The organism is Holophagales bacterium, assembly GCA_016699405.1.
GTDB lineage: Bacteria > Acidobacteriota > Thermoanaerobaculia > Multivoradales > JAGPDF01 > JAAYLR01.
The window spans coordinates 4386336-4408278 of the sequence record CP064972.1 but is presented as its reverse complement, the minus strand read 5'-3'; the positions used below and the strand labels follow the sequence as shown (position 1 = coordinate 4408278).

The window sequence follows — 21943 nt, the reverse complement described above, 5'->3', positions numbered from 1 at the left end:
AGGGCGGAGCGGGCGAGGGGTGCGGCGGTGTGCGCGGCGGGCGGGACGCGGTGCGGAGCGACTCAGCCGCTCTTCCGGCGCAGGAAGAGGACGGTGCGGTCGTCGGCGAACGGGACGCCGCGCACGAAGGTGTCGACGGCGCGCTCGATGCACGAGCGGAGCTCGCCGAGCGGCGCGTCGCGGTGCTTGCCGGCGATCGCCGCCAGACGCTCGAGACCGAACTCCTCGTCGGCCGGATCGACCGCCTCGGTGATGCCGTCGGTGTAGATCAGCAGCAGGTCGCCGCGGCCGAGCTCGGTGGCATGCGCCTGGTAGTCGGCGTTCGGCAGCAGTCCGAGCGGCGGGCCCGAGGCGGAGAGACGTTCGATCGTGCCGTCGCGCCGCAGGAGGAGGGCCGTGTTGTGGCCGGCGTTGGCCCACTCGAGCCGGTGGCTCGACGGATCGACCCGGGCGATGAAGCCGGTGGCGTACTTCTCCGGGGGGGTGCGCGCGTAGAGACGGCGCGAAACGCGCACGCAGATCCCCTCCGGGGGGAGTCCGATCTCGATCGGTCCGGTCGCCAGCGCCTCGAGCGAGGCGCCGAGGAGCGACGCGGCCATCCCCTTGCCCGAGACGTCGCAGACCAGGCAGGTGAGCACTCCCGTCTCGGGATGCACTTCGGCCTTGTAGAGATCGCCGGAGACGCCGCGCGACGGCACGTTGCCTGCCAGCAGCTCGTAGCCGTCGACCTCGGGCAGGCGCGACGGCAGCAGGGCGAGCTGGATGCGGCGGGCGAGCTCGAGCTCCTGCGCCAGTCGGCGCCGTTCGGCGGCCTCCTCGGCAAGGTCGAGGTTGCGCAGGTGGAGGGCGGCCACCGAGGCGAGCGAGGCGAGCAGCACGAGGTCCTCGTCAGCGAACTGCCGCACCCGCAGCCGCGACGAGAGGACGAGCATGCCGAGCGCCCCGGCCGGGGTGAGGAGCGGAGCCGCGATCAGGCTGCGCACGCCGGAATCGAGGATGGAGGCCGCACCGGCGAAGCGCTCGTCGCTCGGGGCGTCGAGCACCAGCGCCGCCTGACGTCGTCCGGTGACTTCGCGCAGCAGGCTGCGGGAGAAGAAGACCCGCTCGGGCGAGAGCCCCGAGGGTCGCGTCACCGAGGCGGTGAGCTCGCCGGTGGCGTCGATCAGCAGCACGGCGGCCTGCTCGGGGCGCAGGGTGGCGAAGACACGGTCGAGAATCATCTCGAGCAGGGCGTCGCGCGACGGCGATTCGCCGAGCGCCTGGTGCACCTCGTTGATGAGTTGCAGGCGTTCGGCGTAGCGGCGCAGCTCGGTCGCCGAGCTCGCCGCCTCGAGGTCGGCGCGACGCACGAGCATCGATGCGGCATCGCGAAAGACCGCACCGGTCGTCGGCGGATGGTCGCCGTCGTCGGCGCACGACGAATGACGAACGACGATCCGCGTCTCCTCGGAGAGGTCGAGAAGATCGCCGTTGGCGAGCCGGCCGCCGGCCGGCACCGGGCGGCCGTTGAGCCGCGTGCCGCCGCGCGAGCCGAGGTCCTCGACCCAGAGCTCCTCACCCCGCCGCTCGATCGTGCAGTGTTGACGGGAGACGTGCGGGTCGGCGACCTGCAGGTGGCAGTCGGCGCCGCGGCCGACGATCAGCAGGTCGCGGTCGACGTCTCGGGAGGTGCGGGGCTGGCGGCCGGTTTCGATCTCGAGGACCCAGGCGGACATCGCCGTCGAAAGCTATCACCGGGCGACGACCGGGCGGCGACCGGGCGTGCGGTACGGCACGCGGCTAGAATCGCCGACGTGAAGACCGCCAAGATCGCCACCTGGAACGTCAACTCGGTCAAGGCCCGCCAGGAGCGACTCCTCGCCTGGCTCGGGCGGCATGCGCCCGATGTCCTCTGCCTGCAGGAGCTCAAGACCGAAGCCGCGGGATTCCCGCTCTCCGCCGTGCAGGAGGCTGGCTATCGCGCGGTGCTGCACGGCCAGAAGACCTACAACGGGGTCGCCATCCTGGCGCGCGAGGAGCCGCAGGAGGTCGAGGTCGGTTTCGGCGACGGCGGGGACGAGAGCCAGGCGCGGTTGATCGCCGCGACCGTCGGCGACCTGCGGGTCGCCTCGGTCTACGTGCCGAACGGTCAGACGGTCGGCTCGGAGAAATGGGTCTATAAGCTCGACTGGCTGCGGCGGCTCGCCGCCTGGGTCGAGCGCCAGCCGGCCGCGCCGCTCGTCGTCTGCGGCGATCTCAACATCGCTCCCGAATCGCGGGACGCGGCGAACCCCGAGAGCTGGGCGGACTCGGTGCTCTGCCACCCGGATGCGCGCGCCGCCTTCGCCCGGCTGCTCGCCGCGGGCCTGGTCGATGCCTTCCGCCTCCTGCGCCCGGAGGACGGCCTCTATTCCTGGTGGGACTACCGCCAGCTCGGCTTTCCACGCAACGACGGGCTGCGGATCGACCACGTTCTCGTCGCCTCGGCGCTCGCCACGCGCTGCACCGCCGCGGCGATCGACCGCGACGAGCGCAAGGGCAAGCTCCCCTCCGATCACGCGCCGGTGATCGTCGAGCTCGGCTGAGCCGCGACGCTGTCCTGAGGATGGCCTCCGAGAAGCTTGGCGGACCGGCCCGTCAGCCGGCCCCGGCCTTCAACACCAGCGGCTCGATCTCGAGCGAGGTCGCCTCGTCGGACCACCAGAGGTGGCCCTCCTGGATCGTGCACTGCACCTGCATCGTGCGGCCGGCGCGCTCCGCGAGTCCGCGAGTGGCGTCCGGCGGCAGGGCCACGACGCGGAGGTTGTCGAGCCGGGCGAGCGCCGCGCCCTGCTGTTTCCACCAGACGGCCGCGGCGCTGCCGTAGGCGTAGACGGCGACGCGCGGCGCGCGACCGCAGGCGCGGCGCAGGTCACGCTCGTCCGGCAGGCCGACCTGCACCCAGAGCTCGAGCGCTCCCGAGAGATCGGATTGCACCAGGTCGGGCTCGTCCTCGGTGGAGAGGCCGCGACCGAACTCCAGCCGCTCGTCGGCGTGCAGCGCGAAGGCGAGGAGCCGCACCATCATCCGTTCGTCGGTCTCCGACGGGTGGCGCGCGAGGGTCAGCGAGTAGGTCGCGAAGTGACCGCGATCGAGATCCGAAACGGTGAGCTCGGCCTTGTGGATCGTCGCCTTGAGGGCCATGGATCGTTGCCGCCTGGGGAGGGTTCGGAGGGGAGTCGGCCGGACGGCAAGGCGCTCCGTCCGGCCGCAAGGGGGGCGTCGCGGCTACGGTGTCTTGGCCGACCAGAAGCCGGTGCCGCCGACCTCGAAGCCGTTGATGAAGAAGGTGCTGCAGGCGGCGAAGCGGAAGGAGGCGATGCGCGTCCGCCACGAGAAGGCGCTTCCGCCGGAGTATTCGCCGGCGAACCAGAAGGTGCAGTCGTCGATCGGGTCGACCGTCAGGTCGCTGTAGTCACCCCACCGCGTGGCACCGGTCTGGGAGCTGCTGCTGGTCAGCACCGTGCTCTCGCCCTGGGTGAGCGCGTTGAGCGGGTCGCCGACGAGCCGGCCACCGATGCGGATGCTCGGCCGGACGCTGGCGCTCGAGCCGTTGTAGCCGAAGGCGATGTTCCCCTGGCTGTCCATCGCCCCGCTGGCCATCCAGCGATGGTCGGTGTCCGGGGCGAAGGTGCTCTGCTGGTGGATCGTCGGCGGATTGCCGCGCGGATCGCGGATCTCGTACCAGCGGATGGCGGAGCGGTCGGTGGCGGCGTCGACGGTATGGTTGAGCACGAGCGATTCGTGCGTGCCGAAATTGCGATAGGCCAGGCGGAACATCAATCGGTCGGAGAGCGTGTCGAGCTTGTTCGTGGTGCCGGTCTGCGGCACGCAGGCGTTGAAATTGCAGAGCAGTCCGTCGAAGGCGGCGACCGGGACCTGGATCGGCGTCTGGTTGAACGTGGTGTTCGCCGGGGTCGCCCAGTCGACGTGGAACTGGTGGAAGTGCAGCTCGTCGTTCGGCCAGTTCGGCGGATCCCAGGAGCCGTCGACCACCTCGACGAAGACGTTCGGCGCCCCGTCCGGCGGCAGCGCCGTGCCGTCGAGATCCGAGGGCAGGGCGCCGCCCCAGTCCGCTGGCGGCAGCTCGAAGAACTGCATGGTCGCCGTCTGCCCGGCGAGCATCCTGGTCCGGTCGAAGGCGTAGACGCCGGTCCCTGCCCAGTTGTTGCCCGAGAAGAGGTTGGCGCTCATGTAGTAGCCGTCGGGCCAGACTCCGAGCTTCGGATAGTCGTTGAACTTGCTGGCGCTGGTCTGGAAGGCGTAGCGGTACCAGGCACCGGTCGGGTCTCCGGTCTGCGAGACGGCGAGGCACTCGAAGAACGGCGCGATGTCGTCGGTGAACTGCGAGATGACCCAGCGGTCGGCGAGCTGATCGTAGAGCACCACCGGGTCGCCGGCGTTCTCGGTCTCGCACGCGCCGCCGAAGCCGGTCCAGATCATGTTGATGTCCACCGGGCCGAAGAGGCTGGTGCCGGACTTGCTGAACACCTGCAGGGCACTGTTGGCCATCTCGAGGACGTGGTGCGGTCCGACCTCGGCGTTGGTGTCCGGGGGCGTGCAGCCGCAGGCGCTGGTCGTCGCCGTCATGCCGTCGAACTGGGTGATCACCGAGGGCATCGCGGCGGGAAGGCGCGGCATGGCGGTCTGCAGCGCCGCGTCCGGCGTGTTGATCGAGCCGAGTGGCCGGCGGTGCATGATCTCTTCCTCGAGGGGCAGGCGGGCCCGCGGCGCCAGGAAGCGGATCTCGGTGAAGGGTGGCGAAAGGTCGTGCTTTGCCTCGACGACCACGGTGACCGGCCCCGGGTTCTCTTCCGGGTCGCCGAGGCGCACCGGCGACTCGACGGAAGGCGCGTCGGCTGCCGGGAGGAGCGCCGGCAGGGACAGCCAGAAGGTGGCGATCAAGAGGCAAAGGCGTCGCGTCATGGTCACACTCCGTGCGGTCGGTACTCGTGGCTCGCGGCGAGAGCTGGGGTGTCGGACGAAGGGGGGATCATAGGTCAGTTTTCCCGCGCCAGTCACCAGAAGGACGGTGCTCGCGCTGGCGCGGCAGCGATGATCCGACCTCGTGCGTGCCGCCCTGTGCCCCCCGTGCGGAGGGGCGGCCGACCTGCGAATTCTGCGGCAGCGTCCTGGACGCGACCTCTGCCCAGGCTTGGAAGCGCGACGTGCGGCTCGACCGCGCCGATGTCGAGCGCATGCGTCCCGATGGCACCGCCAACTGCCGGGACGACGCCGCTGCGGAAGTGCTTTGCCGCTTCGTCTCACCGGGACGGGTCGAGGAGTTCGAGCGCCAGCGCGATCTCGCCGACGGCGTCGAGGGCGAGTGGGAGCTCTGGGTGACGATCCGGCGGGGGGCCGTCTGGGTGCGAACGATCCGCAGCGGATCGCTGCCGCCCTACCTCGAGCGCTCCACGGCCTCGGTACGCGAGCGAGTGGATTCGGCCGCCGGCGAGGTGCGACTGCTGCCGCCGCTCCCCGCGATACCGCCGCTGCGTCAGACCGTTTCCCGCGCGGCGCAAGACCGCCGCTGGGTGGCGCGGCCGTTCTACAAGGCCTACCTGCTCTACGCTCCGGACCGTGGCTGGGCCTGGTCGATCGGCGGGATCGCCGGACGCGACAACCTCCCCTGGATCCGCGCGAGCGACGGGAAGATGGCGCCCTTCGACCGCTGAGGAAGGCCTTCCGATCTTCTCCCGTTCCGGGGATCGAGCCCTGGGGGTGAGCATGGAATCGCGCCGTGCCGTCGCTCGTCGAGAGCGGCTCGGTGTCGGGCCCTCAGGGTGTCGAGCCGCCCGCGTCATCGCCGCTCGGCCGGCGGCAAGTGCCGAGCAGGCGAGCGGCGATCGCGGAGTCGGGTCGTGCGGCGAGGGCCGCTTCGAGGTGCCGGCAGCCGGACTCGGTCCGGCCCTGACGCAACTCGGCCCAGCCCAGCAGGGCGAGTGCTTCGGAGTGTCCCGGCCGTAGCGCCAGCGCCTCGCCAAGAGAAGCTTCGGCGGCCTGCGGGTTGCCGGCGGCGATCTGCGCGACGGCCTGGCGGATTCGCGTCTCGAAGGCTCGCGCGCGGCTCGCCGACGGGTAGCGCAGGGCGAGCCCGGCGCTCAGGCAGAGCAGGAACACGGCCATGGCGGCGATCGGCGACGGCGCGGTCGAACGCACTTCGCGCTCGCGGCGGCCGGAGAGCGCGAAGGCGGCGAGCGCCGCAAGCGGCATCCCGGTCCACAACCCCGAGACCGTGCCCGCGACGAGCCGCTGCGCGCTGGTCGTGGCGAGCAGCACGGCGACGGCGACGGCGATCCGCGTTCGGCCGGTCTCCTGCGACAGCGACGGCCACGAGCTCGGCCCACGAGCCATCGCGGCGCCGGCGAAGAGCAGCGCCACCAGGCCCGCATGGACCCAATCGAAGCCGGAGAAGGGGAGCGGACCGGGCAAGGCTCCGGTGAGCGCGTGACCTGCCATGTGGAGCGGAAAGAGCCCGAGGCTGGCGAGCCGAAGGGAGAGCCGGGCCTGGCGATGCCAGAGCTCGAAAGGGAGGAGGAAGTCGATGGCGACGAAGGCCCAGTCGACGAGGGCGATGGAGGGAAAGGACAGCGGACTGCCGGGAGGCACTTGCAGGCTCCAGGTCCACCAACCCCCGGCAACTGCCGCACTCTCGACGGCGAGACAGACCGTCGCCAGGCCGACCCCGGCGGCGAGCGTCGTCCGGAAGGCGTCGGTGGGCTGCCCGAGTCGACGCAGCAGGCGATCGGCCAACCAGGCGGCGATTCCCACCGCGACCACCCAGCCGACCAGCTCCTGGAGCGGAACGCCGGCCAGCGTGGCGACGGGCGCGTTCAGCCGATAAGGGAGGTTGCCACCGAGTCGGACGTCGACGAGGCGACGGATCGTCGTGCCGCGCACGAGACCGTAGAGGCTCGCCGAGACGAAGAAGGCCAGGGTCGAACGCCCGCCGAGGTTCCGCCGACGATGGTCGAGGAGGAGCAGCAGCGCCGCCCCGGAGAGCAGCGCCAGGGCGGCTGGCGGGAGCGAAACGCCGTGCGCCGGCAGGAGGGGCATGCCGCGCTCCACTTCAGACTTCCGGGGCGAGGATCTCGAGGCCCGACTCGGCGATCAGTCGCTCCTGGATGGCGGTCACGCCGGCGTTCACGCTCTCGTCCTGGAGCGCGCGGCGGCGAACCGCACCGCCGTCGTATCGGGCGATGACCGGATCGGAATCGTGCTGTGCTGGGCCCGACGGTGTCTGGGAGCGGGCCAGGTCGAGAGGTAGCGCGACACCAGCCGGCAAGGATCGTGGTCTCAAGGTCGGACTCCGGGAATCGCGGTCGGAGGCGAAATCCTATCCGAACCCACCAGACGCTCTCGTCTCAGGAAATCGGCGGTCGCTCTGGAGGCGACCCGAAGCTCGGCTGGACCCCCGTGGCCGAGGCCCTCGAGCCCGGCGCCGAGCCGAGCGCGCTCCACAAGCATCGGGCGCCGGCGAATGGCAGGGACGACCCCCGGACCGCGAGCCGCGTCACGAACGCTTCGGCCGGAAGCGGCGCCTCGTCGCCGACCTCCTCGCCGAGCGCCATGGGGTCGTCGGCTCGGTCATGAATGGACGGCTCAACGCGCAGCTATCATCTTGGCCGATGCTCGAACGGATCGCCGCAGACGCGCTGAACCGCGGCCTGGCCACGGCGATCCGGGTTGCCTCGGCGATTGCCCTAGCCCGCATTTCTGACCCCGCTCCTGCTGCGGCGCCGCATCTGGCCGCGTCTGCAGCGTTGCGCTCGGTCGGCCGGCTCGACGTACTGCCCAGTACGCCTGCGCCGGCCTCGGTCGCGGCGCCTTGCAGCCACAGCCATCTGCGCCGCCTCGCGACGGAACGGGGTGAGAAATCCGGGCTAGCTTGGACGAAATCGTGCTCAGACAACGTGGCGGTCGATGAGCTGCGTCATCTCGTCGCCGGTTTCGCGGCGCTGCACGACCGCGACCTCCGGCTGCGCCCAGATCAGCCGCCGCTCGGCCGGATGATCCTCACGGCGGAGCGGTGGCTCTCGCGCCCCGGCGTGGGGCGGTCGGGCGTGCTCGTTCTCCGGCGCGGTCTCGGGTCGCCGACGCTCGCCGTCGGCCTCGGGCTCTTCGCCGTGCGCTACACCGCGCTCCGGGTGACGAGCGGACTCACCCTCGGCTATCGCCGCCTCCTTCCGGCGACGACGATGCTCGCGGTGAGTGCCGCGAGCGTGGCCCCGCCGCGCCTTGCCGCGCCGTGGAGAGGGAGCGTGGAGCTCGGAGTCGTCGCGGCTCTGTCGTGGCTCGCGCTCGGCACGTGGTGGGCATCGCCGCATCGGCTCGAGTACTTCAACGAGGCGGCAGGCGGGTGGCGGCGTGGACACCTCGTTCTCGCCGACAGCCATCTCGACTGGGCGCAGGATCTGTTGCGGCTGCGCGAGCGCCTGGCGAGCCCGAGCGGTCCAGACGAAACGACGCCGGTCTGGCTCGCGCCGGCCGGCGATCCACCGCTGCCGCGCGATCTTGCGGTGCGGCGCTTGCTCGGGCATGGGGCGCACGCGCCGTCGCCGGGCACGATCTCCGCGGGCTGGTACGTCGTCAGTGCGACCGAGCTCCTCGGGGTCTCCCGTCCGCTCGCGCGCGCCGCGACCTGGTGGGATGGAAGATTCTTCGCCCAGTACGAGTCCCTGGCCCACGGGACGGCGCGCGACGCGGCGGGAGAGGTCGGCGTCCCCGAGACGCTGCGGCGGTTCCGGCTCGTCTCCCGGCTCGCCCGGCGCGAGCCCGACGAACGGATCGGCACCTCGCTCTTCGTCTTCCAGCTCACCGGCGACGAGGTGGCGGAGGCGACAGCGCCGTGAGCCCCGAGCCGGCGACAGCGCGGCAGGACGCGGCGATCTCCTCGGGGTGGCGCACGGCGATGGCTGCCGGGGCGTTCGCGGCCCTTCTGGCGGCGATTCTCTGGGCGTACGCGCCGGTGCTCGACAACGGGCTCGTCTGGGACGATGGCGCCAACCTCGTGGCGGCGCGTGCGCAGTGGGATCGCGGCCTGGCGGGCACAGCGTGGGCGTGGCGGATGCCGTTCAACGGCCACTACCAGCCGCTCACCTGGCTCTCCTACCAGCTCGACGCCGCGGTCTCGGGCGCGACGCCGCGCGGGCTGCACGCCACCAACCTCCTGTTGCATCTGCTGACGACCGCGCTGGTGGGCTGGCTCACCTGGATGCTCGCCAGCTACGCCGGCGGCGACGGCGGCGGCGACGTGGACTCGATCGCGAGGGACCGGGCGCGTCGACTCGCGCTCGCCTGGGTCGCCGCAGCGTTCTTCGCGCTCCACCCAGTCCGTGTCGAGTCCGTCGCCTGGGCGACCGAGCGTCGTGACCTGCTCTCCGCCGTCTTCGTCCTGGCGGCGCTCGCGGTTCACCTTCGCGGGGCGCCACGCGACGACTCGCCCTCGCCTGTGCGGGGCTGGGTGGCGTTGCTGCATGCGCTCGCCGCGCTCTCCCGGGCGCAGATGTCGCTGCCGTTCGTGCTGCTCCTGCTCGACGTCTGGCCGTTGCGGCGCCTGAGCCGCGGGCGGAGCCTGGTGCGGCTCGTCGCCGAGAAGGCCGTGAGCCTGGCGATCGCCGTGGCGTCCGCCGTCGCGGCCGCGTGGGCCCAGCTCGGCGGGGGAGCGATGACCGGAATCGACGAGCATGGGCTCGTCGCTCGCCTGGTGCAGGCCGGCTACGGGCTCAGCTTCTATCCGGCGGCGCTGCTCGGGGCGAACCGTCGACTGCCGCTGGTCGAGCGACCCTATCCGTTCGACCCGACCGCTCCGGCGCTGCTCGGCTCGGCGCTCGCCACCGTCGCGGTGGCGTTGGCGCTCGTCGTCTGGCGGCGGCGGTTGCCAGCTGTGGCGACGGCGTTCGGCGCCTACTTCCTGCTCGTGCTGCCGGTCCTCGGGCTGGCGCAGTCCGGCATCCAACTCGTGGCGGACCGTTACGCCTACCTCGCGACCGTGCCGCTCGTGCTGCTCGTCCCATCCGGCGCCGAGTGGGTCTGGCGCGTGACGACTCGGCAGGCGGCTCGTTGGGGACTCGGCGTGGCGCTCCTCGTCCTGCTCGGGGCCGCGTCGATCGTCACGCGACGCCAGACGGCGGTGTGGAGGAGCGACGAGACGCTCTGGCGCCACGTGCTCGACGGTTCGCGCTCTTGCCTCGCCGACAACAACCTGGGACAGCTGCTCTTCGCGAGGGGAGAGACCGGTCCGGCGCTCTTCCACCTCGTCCGCTCGCTGGAGGTGGCGCCGCCCTACGGCCGGCCGTGGCGTGCGCTCGTCGCGCTCCTCGAGCTGCCGCGGACGAGCGCCGGGGCGCCGCCACCCGAGAAGGTCGCGGCGGTCCTCGAACGGGCAGCGGTGGCACAGCCCGGGGGTGTCCTGCCGCGGTACGCCACGGCGCTCGCCTGGTGGCGAGCCGGCGAGAGCGCGAAGGCCGAACGGGCCCTGCGCCAGGTGCTCGCCCTCGAGCCCGGCCACTCGGGTGCGCGACTGGCGCTCGCGCGGCTGGGGACGGTGCGCCCGGAGGTCAGCGCGCCAGGCGCTCGAGCTCCGCGGTGACCGCCCGGTCCGCCGCGGCGTGGCGAGTGGCGCGCAATCCGCGCCGCGCCGCCGCTTCGCTCTTCCTTCCGAGCTCGACGATCCCGTGGGGCGAGCGGACCATCTCGTTCTCGAGGAGCAGCGGGCGGTCGTCGAAGAGGAACCCGTCGCCGAGCGTCGGCAGGTAGAGGAGCACCGACAACAGCACGGAGGCCAGGCCGGCCAGGAAGGCGAGTCGCGTCGTCAGTCGCTCGGGCATCGAATGGAGCCCATCGGACGAGCGGCCCGCGGCGACGGCGGACTCCCGAGTCCTCGTTGCGCTCGGCGGTGAGGTCGGTCGAGGCGAGGCACCGGCCGCGGGAAGCGGTCAGTGGCGCTCGGCGAGGGCGTTCCAGTCGGTGAGCAGGGTGACGGCGGAGACATCGCCCTCGCCGAGCGGCTCGCGAACCAGGAAGCGCTCGCCGTCGGCGGAGACGTCGTAGGTCCAGCCGAGGAACTCGACGATGCGGAAGAGGGGGATGGGTGTGCCCACCGAGAACGTGCCGGAGCCGGTCTCGATCGGGACGGCGTTCAGCATGTTGTCCGGCGTCTTGAAGAGGAGCTCGCCGCCGGAGGGTCGCCAGCGCGGTTGCACGCCGCCGGCGCGCGAGACCTGGACCGGGGCGCCGCTGCCCGGGAACGGCGCGACGTAGATCTCGTAGCGCCCGGACTGGTCGGAGGCCCAGGCGAGCCAACGGCCGTCGGGGGAGATCTGGCCCGAGGAATCGTCGGCGGGGGAGCTGACGACGGTCTGTGCCGCGCCGTTGCCGGCGAGCGGCCGGAGGGTCACGTCGAAGACCCCGAGGTCGTCGTCATCGCCCAGGTCGTAGAGCAGCCCGGCACCGTCGCGGGTGAGCGCGGTCGGCATCAGGTAGCGCTCGTCGCTCGCGAAGAGGACGCTCTCCGCGCCGCTGCCGAGATCCCGTCGAACCATCAACGACCGGCGGTCGCCGCTCGCACGCGAGCCGAAGACGATGCTGCTGCCGTCGGTGGCGAAGACCGGGGAGAAGTCGTCGGTTGCGGGCCGGGCGAGGCGGGTCTCGGTGCCGCGAGCGAGGTCGTAGATCCAGATGTCGCCCTCGCTCGTCCCTTCGTCGATGCGCGACACCGCCGCCCAGCGGCCGTCGCGCGACAGCGCCAGGCCACCGAGCCCCGAGAGCACCCCGGGGGTGCCGAGCTCGCCGAGACGACGTCCGTCGCGACCGCGCCAGGTCAGTTGCGAGCGATCACTCTGGTGCCCGGTGAGAAAGGCGAGGACGCCGCGCTCGGCAGCCGAGAAGACGCCGTAGCTGAAGCGCCGGTTGACCAGGAGATCGCCCACCAGCGTCCGGGCCTCGCTGCCGACCGCGTGGCTCGCGAGGTCGAACGGGCGCGCCACCAGCGCGCCGTCCCGGGTGTGGAGCAGTTGTCCCTCGGCGTAGGCGGCGTTGGTGGCACCGTCGAGCAGCTTGGCGACCGGCTCGAGCGAGCCGAGGCGACCGAGCATCACCTCGGCCTTCCGTCCGGGGCCGTAGCTCGCGGTCCGCGCGAGATAGAGGAAGTGCTGGCCGTCGGGCAGGAACTGCGGAAAGCGGTGGGTGCCCGACCGCACCGGACCGCCGAGCGAGGTCGCGGGATGGGCTTCGCCTCCCCGCTCCGAGATGGCGAGCAGCGGACCGTACTGGTACGGAGCGAAGACGATCGTGCCGTCGCGGCTCCACGTGCCACCCCGCGCGTCGCGTGCCCGGGCGAGCTCGGCGACGGCGCCACCGTCTGCCGGCGTGGTGGCGAGGTGGCTCCAGGTGAAGAAGCCGATCCGGCGATCGTCGGGCGACCAGAACGGGCGGTAACCCTCTTCCGTTCCGGGCAGCGGCTTCGCCGCGCCGGTCTCGAGCTCCTGCACCCAGATGCGCATCGCCCCGGCCCCTTCGCGCGCACCGAAGGCGACGCGGCGGCCGTCGTGCGAGAGCGCCGGCATTCCGGCCCGCTCGCCGTCGAGCTCGATCGAGACCCCGGCGGGAAGCGGCAGCACCGCCCGGATGATGCGGGGCGGCGCCTCCGGCCCGCGTCGTTGGGCGATCCAGGCGGCCGTGACGCCGAGCGCCGCGACGGCGAGCAGGGCCGCCGCCGACCAGGCGAGCGCTTCTCGCCGGCGCCGGGGAACGGTCCGGGCAGCGGTCGCCGTCGAGGTTTCGACCGCGCTGCCCGGCGCCCGTTCGAGCGCGATCCGAGCTTCGCCGATGTCGCGCAGGCGAAGCCGCGGGTCGCGCTCGAGACAGCGTGCCAGGAGCGCGCGCAGCGCCGGCGGCGTCGTCGCCGGGAGCAGGCTCCCGTCAATCTCCTGGCGGATCACCGCGGCGAGGACTTCCGAAGCCGTCTCCCCGCCGAAGAGCGGACGGCCGGAGAGCATCTCGAAGAGGACGACGCCGAACGACCAGATGTCGGCCCGCTTGTCGACCGCCTTGCCCTTGGCCTGCTCCGGGCTCATGTACGACGCCGTGCCGAGGATCACACCGAGCTGCGTGCCGTGGGCGGCGGTCAGCGTCGGCGAGTTCATCAGCGTCGGGGAGCGCGCGAGATCGGCCGCCGAGGAGAAGGCCGCCACCGGGTCGAGCGCCTTGGCCAGGCCGAAGTCGAGGACCTTCACCGTGCCGTCCGGCGAGAGCTTGACGTTCTGGGGCTTGAGATCGCGGTGCACGATGCCGCGCTCGTGCGCCGCCTCGATCGCTTCGGCGATCTGCCGGGCGATCGGCAGGAGCTCGTCGAGCGGTAACGGCCCGCGCGCCATGCGGACCGCCAGGTCGTCGCCCTCGACCAGCTCCATCACCAGTCCGCGCACACCGCCGGACTCCTCGAGGCCGAAGACCGAGGCGATGTGAGGATGGTGAAGCTGCGCGAGGAGCCTGGCCTCGCGCTCGAACCGCGCCAGCCGCTCGAGGTCGGCGGTGAACGCCGCGGGGAGCACCTTGATCGCCACGTCGCGGTCGAGCTTGGTGTCGGTCGCCCGGTACACCTCGCCCATGCCGCCCTCGCCCAGCCGCGCGGTGATTCGATAGGGGCCCAGCGTCGTTCCGATCAACGGTCACCTCTTGTGGAGCATCTGGCGCTACGGCGTACGGCGTGCGACGCCCTGGATGTCTTTCGACGGGGAGCGCGCAGAGTATCGAAGTTCGGCCGGTGAGGCGAGCCGCGCGCTCGGGTTGCGCTGGAAGCGCCGAGCCCCTCTCGCGGCGCTTCCGTGACGGTGGTGACAGAAAGGGACGCGCCCGCGACCGAGGGCTGACAGGAGCGTGACCGCGCGGGACAGAGGCGGCTGCTACGGTGAATCCATGCAGATTCATCCGCTCGGAAATCAGGCCCGCATCCTGCTCACCAGCGTTTTCGGGCCCTACGCACAGGACGACGAATACGGCTCGCGGGCGATCAACCCGATGGAGCTCTACCACAACCAGGTCACGCGGGTGCAGGACGTCTTCTCGCTGCGCATGTTCCACCGCTCGTGGGGGCTCATGCTGATCCAGGCGAATCTCGACGCCGACTGCTCGCTGCTCGATTTCCCGACCCTCGAGCGTTTCGTCGACGAGCTCGGCAAGCGTCGCTACGACATCGTCGGGGTGAGCGGCATCATGGCGAACGTCGGCAAGGTCGAGAAGATGTGCGCGCTGATCCGCGAGCTCCAGCCCTGGGCGACGATCGTCGTCGGCGGGCACGTCGCCAACGTCCCCGGACTGGCGGAGCGGATCGACGCCGACCACGTCGTCGCCGGAGAGGGCGTCCGCTGGTTCCGTTCGTTCCTCGGCCAGGACCCCTGCCAGCCGATCCGCCATCCGGTGATCCGCTCGGCGGTCGAGACGCGCATCCTCGGTTTCAAGCTGCCGTCGGGGGCCGAGCACACGGCGGCGACGCTGATCCCCTCGGTCGGCTGTCCGCTGGGCTGCAACTTCTGCTCGACCTCGGCGATGTTCGGCGGCAAGGGGAAGTTCGTCAACTTCTACGAGACCGGCGACGAGCTCTTCGACGTGCTCTCGCAGCTCGAGACGGCGCTCGCGTGCCAGTCGTTCTTCGTCATGGACGAGAACTTCCTGCTCTACCGCAAGCGGGCACTGCGCCTGCTCGAGCTCATGCGCGCGGCCGGCAAGTCGTGGTCGCTCTACGTTTTCAGCTCGGCCAACACGCTGCGGCTCTACAGCGCCGAGGAGCTCGTCGGCCTCGGGATCTCGTGGGTCTGGCTGGGCCTCGAGGGCAAGGACAGCGTCTACACCAAGCTCAAGCAGGCCGACACGCGCGAGCTGGTGCGAGAGCTCCAGTCACACGGCATCCGCGTGCTCGGCTCGAGCATCATCGGCCTGCCCGAGCACACGGCCGAGAACCTCGACGCGGCGATCGAGCACGCCATCGCCCACGACACCGAGTTCCACCAGTTCATGCTCTACACCCCCATCCCCGGGACGCCGCTCTACGCCGAGCACCTCGAGAAGGGGACGCTGCTCTCGCCGAGCGAGTGTCCGGAAGCGGACGCGCACGGCCAGTTGCGCTTCAACTTCCGCCACCCGAACCTGCGCGACGGTGCGGAGACCGGCTTCCTGCTGCGCGCCTTCGAGCGCGACTTCGCGGTCAACGGCCCGAGCCTGGTGCGGATCGCCCGCACGCTCCTCCAGGGCTGGAGCCGCCACCACGACCATCCCGAGCCGCGGGTGCGCGAGCGCATCGCCCGCGAGTGCGCGGCGCTGCCGACGATCTACGCCGCGGCGCTGTGGGCCACCGAGCGGTGGCCGACGAGCGACGATCGCCTGATCGCGAGGATCCGCCAGTTGCGCGCCGCGATGGTCGAAGCCTTCGGCTGGAAGGCGCGCCTCACCGCACCCCTGCTCGGGCGTCTCCTCCTGCTCTCGATGCGGCGCGAGCACCGCCGACTGCAGCGCGGCCACACCTACGAACCGCCGACCTTCTTCGAGACCCTGCAGCCCTGGGTGACGCCGCGCCGGCTGGCAACGGCGCCGTAACGGGCGAACGGCCCGACCCGATCCGCGTTGCGGTATCGTCCGCTCATCATGAGCTGGAGAGGGTTGAAGGCCGTCGCGGCGAGGCTGGCGCGAGCCGACAGCGCTGCCGCCGAGATGGCGTTCTTCCTGGCGATCTCGCTGGTGCCGTTCGTCGCGGTGTCGGTGGCACTCGTCCGCCGCTGGCTGCCGATGGACCTCAGCGCCTCGTTCGCAGAGGTGTTGCACGGCGTGCTGCCGGCGGAATCGCGCGTCGAGGCGGGCGAGGTGTTGCAGTCGGCGCAGTCGTCGACGAGCCAGGGCTGGCTGACCGTCGGCTTCCTCGTCGCGCTCTGGACCTCGTTCCGCTTCATGTCGCGCTGCGTGCGGTCGCTCACCCTGGTCATCGCCGGCGAGTCCTCCGAGCCGGAGCGCTTCTGGCACTCGACCTTCCGCTCCGTCGCCCTGCTGGTGGTGTGGACGGCCGTGCTGGTGGCGACGGCGCTCTTTCTCGTCGCGACGCCGGAGATCGAGCACGGACTGCTTCGAATGCCGGTGCTCTCGGAGCTCTCGCTGTCGATGTTCGCGGCGACCCGCGCCGCCCTCGTCGCCGTCGTGCTCTTCAGCGCGATCGGCCTGACCTACCGCGTGGCGGCCGGTGCCCGCGCGAGTCGCCTGCGAGTGGCGCTCGCCGCGCTCGTGGCGACCGGCGGCTGGATCGGCGCGAGCTTCGGTTTCTCGCGCGCCATCGCCGTGCTGTGGGGTTCGACGCCGCTTTACGGAACGCTGGGGAGCGTCGTGCTCTTCCTGTTCTGGGCCTATGCCATTGCCTGGATCCTCCTGCTCGGCGGGCACCTCCTGGTCCCGTTCGACGGCGGACGATCCGCGGCCACCGGAGTCGCCAAGGAGGAGAAGCGATGAGCAAGCTGTTGCGAGGAGTCGTGGCGGGGTACGGGGCGAAACGGCTCGGGGGTTGCGGCTGCGGCGGGTGCCTCCTGTTCCTGCTCTTCTGGTGGCTGCTCGGGCACTCGGGGATCAGCCTCTTCCAGTAGAGACGGCTGGCTCGTCGTGAGCGGACGCCACGCGGCGGCCCGCGCGGAGGCCGTTGCGGTTCTTTGGCTTGGGACGGAGCGGTTCCTGTGCTAGAACCCGTGCTTCCGACCGCCACGAGGAGACCTCGCATGACTCGCACCGTCCGCCGCCTCTCGGCTCTCGCCCTCGCGGTCGTCGCCGCGCCGCTCGTCGCACCGCTGGCCGCCGCCGAGCCCGTCGACTACGACATGGTGACGCGCATCCGCCAGGAGGGGCTGCGACGATCCCAGGTGATGGAGACGTTGACCGAGCTTGTGGACGGCTACGGGCCTCGGCTCACCGGCTCGCCGCAGCAGCAGGCGGCGAGCGATTGGGCGCAAGCCAAGCTGGCCGGCTGGGGGCTGGTCAACGCACACCAGGAGACCTATCCGTTCCGTGCTGGCTGGAGCTACAAGGCCTGCGATCTGCGTGTCGTCGCGCCTTTCGCCGCGCCGCTGCACGCCCTGCCGCTCGCCTGGACGGTCGGCACCGCGGGGCCGGTGCGGGCCGCCGCGATGAAGGTGAAGCTCGCCGCCGAGGAGGACCTCGAGCCGCTGCGTGGCAAGGTGCGGGGCAAGATCCTCGTCGTCGAGCCGGTCGCCGAGGAGGTGCGCGGACGGGAGCCGTCGCGCGACGCCGACGATCCGACCGCCGAGCGTCCGTTCCGCCGTTACGACGACGACTCGCTGCGCGAGGTCGGAGCCTTCCGCATCCCTGGCGACCGTCCGGAGGAGCGGCGGCGCGAGCAGGGTCGCAAGCGCTGGGCGTTCACCGAGGCGCGGAACCGCTTCCTCGTCGAGGAGGGCGTGGTCGCCACGGTGGAGAAGTCGACGCGCGAGAACGGCATCCTCTGGGTGACCGGCGGTGGCGGCGGCGGCTGGCCGGGGCGCAGTCCGGGGGTGCCGGGGCTCGTGCTCATGGAGGAGCAGTTCCTGCGCCTGACGCGGGCGCTCGACGAAGGCAAGGAGGTCGAGCTGGCGCTCGACGTCGTCGCCGAGTTGCACGACGCACCCGAGCCGCAGGCGGCCAACGTCGTCGCCGAGATCCCGGGCAGCGACAAGGCGGGCGAGATCGTCATGGTAGGCGCCCATCTCGACTCCTGGCACGCCGGCGTCGGGGCGACCGACGACGGCGCGGGCACGGCGGTGGTGATGGAGGCGGCGCGGATCCTCCAGGCGCTCGGGACGAAGCCGCGGCGCACCATCCGCTTCGCGCTGTGGAGCGGCGAGGAGCAGGGCCTGCTCGGCTCGCGCGCTTACGTGAAGAGTCACTTCGCCACGCGGCCGAAGCCGATGGACCCGGAGGTCGCGGCCTTGCCCGACCAGTACTGGGGAGAGACCTGGCCGCTCTCGACGCTGCCCGAGCACGCGAAGCTCTCGGTCTACTTCAACCTCGACAACGGCTCGGGGAAGATCCGCGGCGTCTACGCCCAGGAGAACGCGGCCGCGGTGCCGATCTTCGAGGCCTGGCTCGCCCCCTTCGCCGACCTCGGCGCGACCCTGGTGACGATGCGCAACACCGGCGGCACCGACCACCAGGCGTTCGATGCGGTCGGCCTGCCGGGCTTCCAGTTCGTCCAGGACGGCCTCGAGTACATGAGTCGCACGTGGCACACCGACCTCGACACCCTCGACCACGCGTCGCGCGAGGACCTGATGCAGGCGGCGACGGTGATGGCCTCGTTCGCCTACCACGCGGCGATGCGCCCCGAACCGTTCCCGCGCAAGCCGATGCCGACGCCGCCGCCGGCGGGAGCCAAGCGGAGCGAGAGCGGTGGCCGCCCCGCGACGGCGCCGGCGACACCGGCGGCGGCCGGAAAGCCCGCCACGCCGCCGAAACCGCCCTCCGGTCGCTGAGCGCGGGCTCGGGGGAGCATCCCGGCGCGCGCCCGTCGTTGTCGACGGCGAGTGCCGGCGCGATTTGGAGACAGAAAACAAGAAGGGCCCGCTCGACCTGCCGAGCGGGCCCCTGCTGCTTCAGGTGGTCGAGTGACGCTACTTCTTCTCGACCGAGACCACCTTCGAGACGCCATCGACGCCCTTGGCGACACCGATCGCCTCTTTGCGGCGACTGTTCGCGAGCCCACGGTCGAACTCGAGGGTCACGACGCCGCTCGCCGCCTCGGTGCCGATCTTGAAGCCGTCGCTTCCCATCTTGTTGACCAGCGCGAGGCGCAGCCGCGTCTCGAGCATCGCGTCCTTGACCTCGGCCTCGGCCTCGGTGACCGCGGCGCCGCTCTTGCTCGGGTTGGCGACGGTGGCCTCGAGGCGGATGTCGTTCTTCACGGTCTTGACGCCGTCGACCGACTTGGCGATCGTGGCGGCGAGCTCCATCGTCTCGCGCTTGTCGACCGTCCCCGTCAGCATCACGGCGGAGCCTTCCGACTCGACCGCGACGTGCAGGCTGTCGGCCCCGAGCTTGTCGAGCAGGGCGAGCTTGACGCTCAACGTGGTGGTCCAGTCGGCCTGGTTCTCGGCGGCCTGTGCCACCGAGGCGCCGAGGAGCATCGCGCCGATCAGGGCGAGCTTGGCGAGGGACTTGATCTGCATCGTGGATCTCCTTGTGAGTGCGGCGAAGCGGAAGAGCGGGGAGTGGCGGTGGCGAGGTTGGGGCCGATCCGTCAGAGGACTCGTCGTCCCTGAATGATGCGGACGAGGAAGATCACGATCGCGACGACGAGGAGGAGATGGATGAACCCTCCCATCGTGTACGAGGAGACCATTCCGAGGGCCCAGAGGACCAGCAGGATCACGCAGATAGTCCAGAGCATGGCGCTTCCTTTCTCGAGCGACTGCAGAGTGGCTCTACCGCAAGACGAGTGCCAGGGAGCCGAGGGCGGTCCGGAAGGACGGGCCGCAAGCAGAAAGGGGCCTGCGGCGGGGCTCCGGTGCCCTGAGGGTGCTTGCGAGCTTCTCGGGAGAGGCCGTGGCGGGCACGAGTCGAGGCGGAGAAGTCGATCAGGTTGAGCCACCCGTTCCATCAAGACGATCCAGTCGGTCGTCGACGCGCTCGTCGTGGTCGCGAAGTCCGTCGGGGAGAGTCGTGGCGGCGACGCGACGCGACTCGCCGACGACCCGCTGTGGAGCCGGGAGGTCGAGGAGCAGGATCTCGCTCTCCTCCCGTGCGGTCATCGACACCGAGCGTTCGGCGGTGATCGCGGCACCGTCGCCGGCGTCGAGAATCAGCTCGTCGAAGGTGACGGCTCCGGCCACGAGGTGAAGCCAGGCGCTGCGATCCGTCGCCAGCGGGTGGATGAGGTGCTGACCGGGTCCGAGAAGCGCCGAGAAGATCAGGACCTCCTGGTCGAGGCGTAGCGAGCCGCGCCGGAGATCGGGAGAGGCGACGACACAGAGCCCGTGGCGTCGCTCGGCGGTGCTGAAGCGCTTCTGCTCCGGGTCGCTACCGATCGCCGAGCCCACCGGGCGAAGCCAGAGCTGAAAGACGTGGGTGGATGCCGTCGGCGACGGGTTCACTTCGTGATGGCGCAGGTCGGGGCCGACCGACATGCGATGGAACTCGCCGGCGCGGACGAGGCTCGACACGCCCGTGGAGTCCTCCCGCACGAGAGTCCCCTGGCGCACGTAGGTGACGACCTCGGCCGAATGGCGCGAGTGCCGGGGAATCGCCGCGCCCGGAGCGAGGCGGTGCTCGTCGAGGCTCGTGAGGACTCCGAAGCCGTCGGCGAGCGCCGCCGTCGCGCTCGCGGCCGGGAAGGTGTGCCACGCCTCGAGCCGGCGCCGTCGTTCGTGGCGGCGCTCGTCGGATCTGCGGAGGAGGATCAATCTCCCCGCCTTCCGGTCCTGCTGCCGCCTGGCGAGGCCGCGGCGCCGATCCGCGTGGAGTGGTCGACGTCCTCGCCGGGCGAGCCGTGGGTCACCAGCGCCTCGACAGCAGGTGGATCAATGCCACGAAGATCGCGGCGCCGATGATCGACCAGAGGATGCCGAAGGAATGCCCGCCGACGACGATCGAGAACGGCTCGGCGAGGTGGAGCTGTGAGGCGATCCACGGGCCGAGCAGAGCGCCGATGAATCCGAGCGCGATCGACACGACGAGCCCGCCACGCGTGCCGCCGGCGAGCGCCCTGCCGATGGACCCGCAGATGGCGGCGATCAGGAGGTAGATCAGCAGAGCAGGAAGCGACATCGTCATGAGGGGTCTCCGTCACGGGTTGGGGTTGCCGGCGGGCTCGGGACGTGCTCGCCCGCTGTTCGATGGCGTTCGCGCCGGCGCGATGGTCGCGCCGGCCGCGGTTCACGAAGGCCGGGCTCGGTCGCGACGCGGCTCGCGCGAGCCGCAGGCCACGAGCCCGGCAGGTCGGGGAAGCAGCCCTCAGCGGGGCAGGTGCACGCCGCCGAAGAGAAAGGCAATCACCAGGACGATCAGCACCAGGCCGACGATGCCGATGCCGCCGCCGGTTCCCCAGCGACGATAGCCGTAGTAGCCGCCTCCGCCGCCGAAGACCAGCAGCAGAAGGACGATGAGAAGAATCATGGACATAGGAGCTCCTTTTCAGTTTCTGGGGTGGATCCCAGAAGGTCGTTGCCGATCTTGTCGGCACCGTCGACGGTGCGATCGAGTGGCTCGTGACGGTGAGACCGCCGGTCGATTCGTGGCGCGCGGATCGGCGGTTGCCGCTGCCGTGAGGCGACGTCGCGGGAGCGGCGGGGCCCCTCGCGCGGCTCGCGCCACGGCAGGCCGAGCCTTTCGGTAGGTGTCAGGGGAAAGTCAGCGATTCGCCTCCTGGCGCGCTTCGCCCTTGAGCTCCTTGACCTTGCCCTCGACCTGCATCTGCTCGTTGCCGAGCAGCGCGCCGACGCGGTTCTTCAACGCGCCGGTGAGCTCCTCGACCTTGCCCTGGACGCGCTCGGCGGACTTGGCCGCTTCCTGCTTGGCCTGTCCCTCGAGCTTCCTCGCCTTCCCGGAAGCTTCCATCGCGTCGTTGCCGAGGACGTGGCCGACCGCCTGCTTGATCTTTCCGCCCAGTTCTTCTGCGGCGCCTTCGGCGCGCTTGCTTGCATGGCTCATGTGGAGTCCTCCTGTTCTTGCACGTTGGGAATGTCGCGCAAGATCGGAGCAGCGCAAGGGGCATGCCACGCGGCGGAGCCGACGGGTCGAAGCGGAACGAGAGAGGTTGTGGACTGCGACGTCTCGAGAGCCTGCGCGGGGGATCGCCGGTCGTCGCGGGTCTCGCGGAGTCGAGGAATTCGCGGGCGGATGGCGCGGAAAGCGGCGGTGGAGAAACCCGACTCGCGACTCCCTCCCGATCGGAATGGAGTACAGTGTC

At 71.2% G+C, this 21943-nt stretch carries 20 protein-coding genes; 7 read left to right on the top strand and 13 right to left on the bottom strand.

Annotated features, from left to right (window positions below):
* Nucleotides 1-62 precede the first annotated feature (62 nt).
* On the bottom strand, nucleotides 63-1715 hold the full coding sequence (locus IPJ17_18215) for a SpoIIE family protein phosphatase (protein QQR73394.1): 1653 nt from the start codon (nucleotides 1713-1715) through the stop codon (nucleotides 63-65).
* Between the two features lie 78 nt (nucleotides 1716-1793).
* On the opposite strand from IPJ17_18215, the gene xth reads away from it, so the two are divergent.
* Nucleotides 1794-2564 (top strand): exodeoxyribonuclease III, encoded by a 771-nt coding sequence (gene xth, locus IPJ17_18210; GenBank protein ID QQR73393.1) that lies wholly within the window; start codon nucleotides 1794-1796, stop codon nucleotides 2562-2564.
* A gap of 52 nt (nucleotides 2565-2616) precedes the next feature.
* Here the strand turns inward: xth and IPJ17_18205 are convergent, their stop codons facing one another.
* Nucleotides 2617-3162, bottom strand: coding sequence for a YaeQ family protein (locus IPJ17_18205; protein QQR73392.1), 546 nt, complete (start codon nucleotides 3160-3162; stop codon nucleotides 2617-2619).
* A gap of 84 nt (nucleotides 3163-3246) precedes the next feature.
* The gene (locus IPJ17_18200) at nucleotides 3247-4944 is read right to left on the bottom strand and encodes a hypothetical protein (protein QQR73391.1); all 1698 of its coding nucleotides are present in this window, start codon (nucleotides 4942-4944) and stop codon (nucleotides 3247-3249) included.
* A gap of 242 nt (nucleotides 4945-5186) precedes the next feature.
* Between IPJ17_18200 and IPJ17_18195 the strand changes: the two genes are divergently transcribed.
* Nucleotides 5187-5693, top strand: coding sequence for a hypothetical protein (locus tag IPJ17_18195; GenBank protein QQR73390.1), 507 nt, complete (start codon nucleotides 5187-5189; stop codon nucleotides 5691-5693).
* A gap of 103 nt (nucleotides 5694-5796) precedes the next feature.
* Here IPJ17_18195 and IPJ17_18190 read toward each other — a convergent pair whose 3' ends face one another.
* On the bottom strand, nucleotides 5797-6231 hold the full coding sequence (locus IPJ17_18190; protein ID QQR76218.1) for a tetratricopeptide repeat protein: 435 nt from the start codon (nucleotides 6229-6231) through the stop codon (nucleotides 5797-5799).
* Between the two features lie 856 nt (nucleotides 6232-7087).
* A complete protein-coding gene (locus IPJ17_18185; GenBank protein ID QQR73389.1) occupies nucleotides 7088-7318 on the bottom strand; it encodes a hypothetical protein in 231 nt (76 codons plus the stop codon).
* A gap of 613 nt (nucleotides 7319-7931) precedes the next feature.
* On the opposite strand from IPJ17_18185, the gene IPJ17_18180 reads away from it, so the two are divergent.
* Nucleotides 7932-8870, top strand: coding sequence for a hypothetical protein (locus IPJ17_18180; protein ID QQR73388.1), 939 nt, complete (start codon nucleotides 7932-7934; stop codon nucleotides 8868-8870).
* Entirely contained in the window at nucleotides 8867-10609 is a 1743-nt protein-coding gene (locus tag IPJ17_18175) for a hypothetical protein (GenBank protein QQR73387.1), read from the top strand. The genes IPJ17_18180 and IPJ17_18175 overlap by 4 nt, the downstream gene beginning before the upstream one ends.
* Here IPJ17_18175 and IPJ17_18170 read toward each other — a convergent pair.
* Together IPJ17_18170 and IPJ17_18165 are read right to left on the bottom strand one after the other, a co-directional pair.
* Entirely contained in the window at nucleotides 10578-10847 is a 270-nt protein-coding gene (locus IPJ17_18170; GenBank protein ID QQR73386.1) for a hypothetical protein, read from the bottom strand. The two genes, IPJ17_18175 and IPJ17_18170, sit on opposite strands and share 32 nt — an antisense overlap.
* A 108-nt stretch (nucleotides 10848-10955) precedes the next feature.
* Nucleotides 10956-13685: a serine/threonine-protein kinase gene (locus IPJ17_18165; GenBank protein ID QQR73385.1), complete on the bottom strand. Its 2730-nt coding sequence runs from the start codon at nucleotides 13683-13685 to the stop codon at nucleotides 10956-10958.
* A gap of 250 nt (nucleotides 13686-13935) precedes the next feature.
* Here IPJ17_18165 and IPJ17_18160 point away from each other — a divergent pair, with 250 nt between their 5' ends.
* The 3 genes from IPJ17_18160 (at nucleotide 13936) to IPJ17_18150 (ending at nucleotide 18512) form a co-directional block, all read left to right on the top strand.
* Nucleotides 13936-15609: a cobalamin-dependent protein gene (locus IPJ17_18160; protein QQR73384.1), complete on the top strand. Its 1674-nt coding sequence runs from the start codon at nucleotides 13936-13938 to the stop codon at nucleotides 15607-15609.
* A 48-nt stretch (nucleotides 15610-15657) separates the two neighbouring features.
* On the top strand, nucleotides 15658-16506 hold the full coding sequence (locus IPJ17_18155) for a YihY/virulence factor BrkB family protein (GenBank protein QQR73383.1): 849 nt from the start codon (nucleotides 15658-15660) through the stop codon (nucleotides 16504-16506).
* 260 nt (nucleotides 16507-16766) lie between these two features.
* On the top strand, nucleotides 16767-18512 hold the full coding sequence (locus tag IPJ17_18150) for a M20/M25/M40 family metallo-hydrolase (GenBank protein ID QQR73382.1): 1746 nt from the start codon (nucleotides 16767-16769) through the stop codon (nucleotides 18510-18512).
* 138 nt (nucleotides 18513-18650) lie between these two features.
* Here the strand turns inward: IPJ17_18150 and IPJ17_18145 are convergent, their stop codons facing one another.
* The 6 genes from IPJ17_18145 to IPJ17_18120 form a co-directional block, all read right to left on the bottom strand.
* The gene (locus tag IPJ17_18145; GenBank protein QQR73381.1) at nucleotides 18651-19205 is read right to left on the bottom strand and encodes a BON domain-containing protein; all 555 of its coding nucleotides are present in this window, start codon (nucleotides 19203-19205) and stop codon (nucleotides 18651-18653) included.
* A 71-nt stretch (nucleotides 19206-19276) separates the two neighbouring features.
* Nucleotides 19277-19426: a lmo0937 family membrane protein gene (locus tag IPJ17_18140; protein ID QQR73380.1), complete on the bottom strand. Its 150-nt coding sequence runs from the start codon at nucleotides 19424-19426 to the stop codon at nucleotides 19277-19279.
* 187 nt (nucleotides 19427-19613) lie between these two features.
* Nucleotides 19614-20438, bottom strand: coding sequence for a pirin family protein (locus tag IPJ17_18135; GenBank protein ID QQR73379.1), 825 nt, complete (start codon nucleotides 20436-20438; stop codon nucleotides 19614-19616).
* 91 nt (nucleotides 20439-20529) lie between these two features.
* Nucleotides 20530-20802, bottom strand: coding sequence for a GlsB/YeaQ/YmgE family stress response membrane protein (locus IPJ17_18130; protein ID QQR76217.1), 273 nt, complete (start codon nucleotides 20800-20802; stop codon nucleotides 20530-20532).
* A 186-nt stretch (nucleotides 20803-20988) separates the two neighbouring features.
* Nucleotides 20989-21156 (bottom strand): DUF3309 family protein, encoded by a 168-nt coding sequence (locus IPJ17_18125; GenBank protein QQR73378.1) that lies wholly within the window; start codon nucleotides 21154-21156, stop codon nucleotides 20989-20991.
* Between the two features lie 228 nt (nucleotides 21157-21384).
* Nucleotides 21385-21684, bottom strand: a complete 300-nt coding sequence (locus tag IPJ17_18120) for a CsbD family protein (GenBank protein ID QQR73377.1) — start codon at nucleotides 21682-21684, stop codon at nucleotides 21385-21387.
* Nucleotides 21685-21943: the final 259 nt, after the last annotated feature.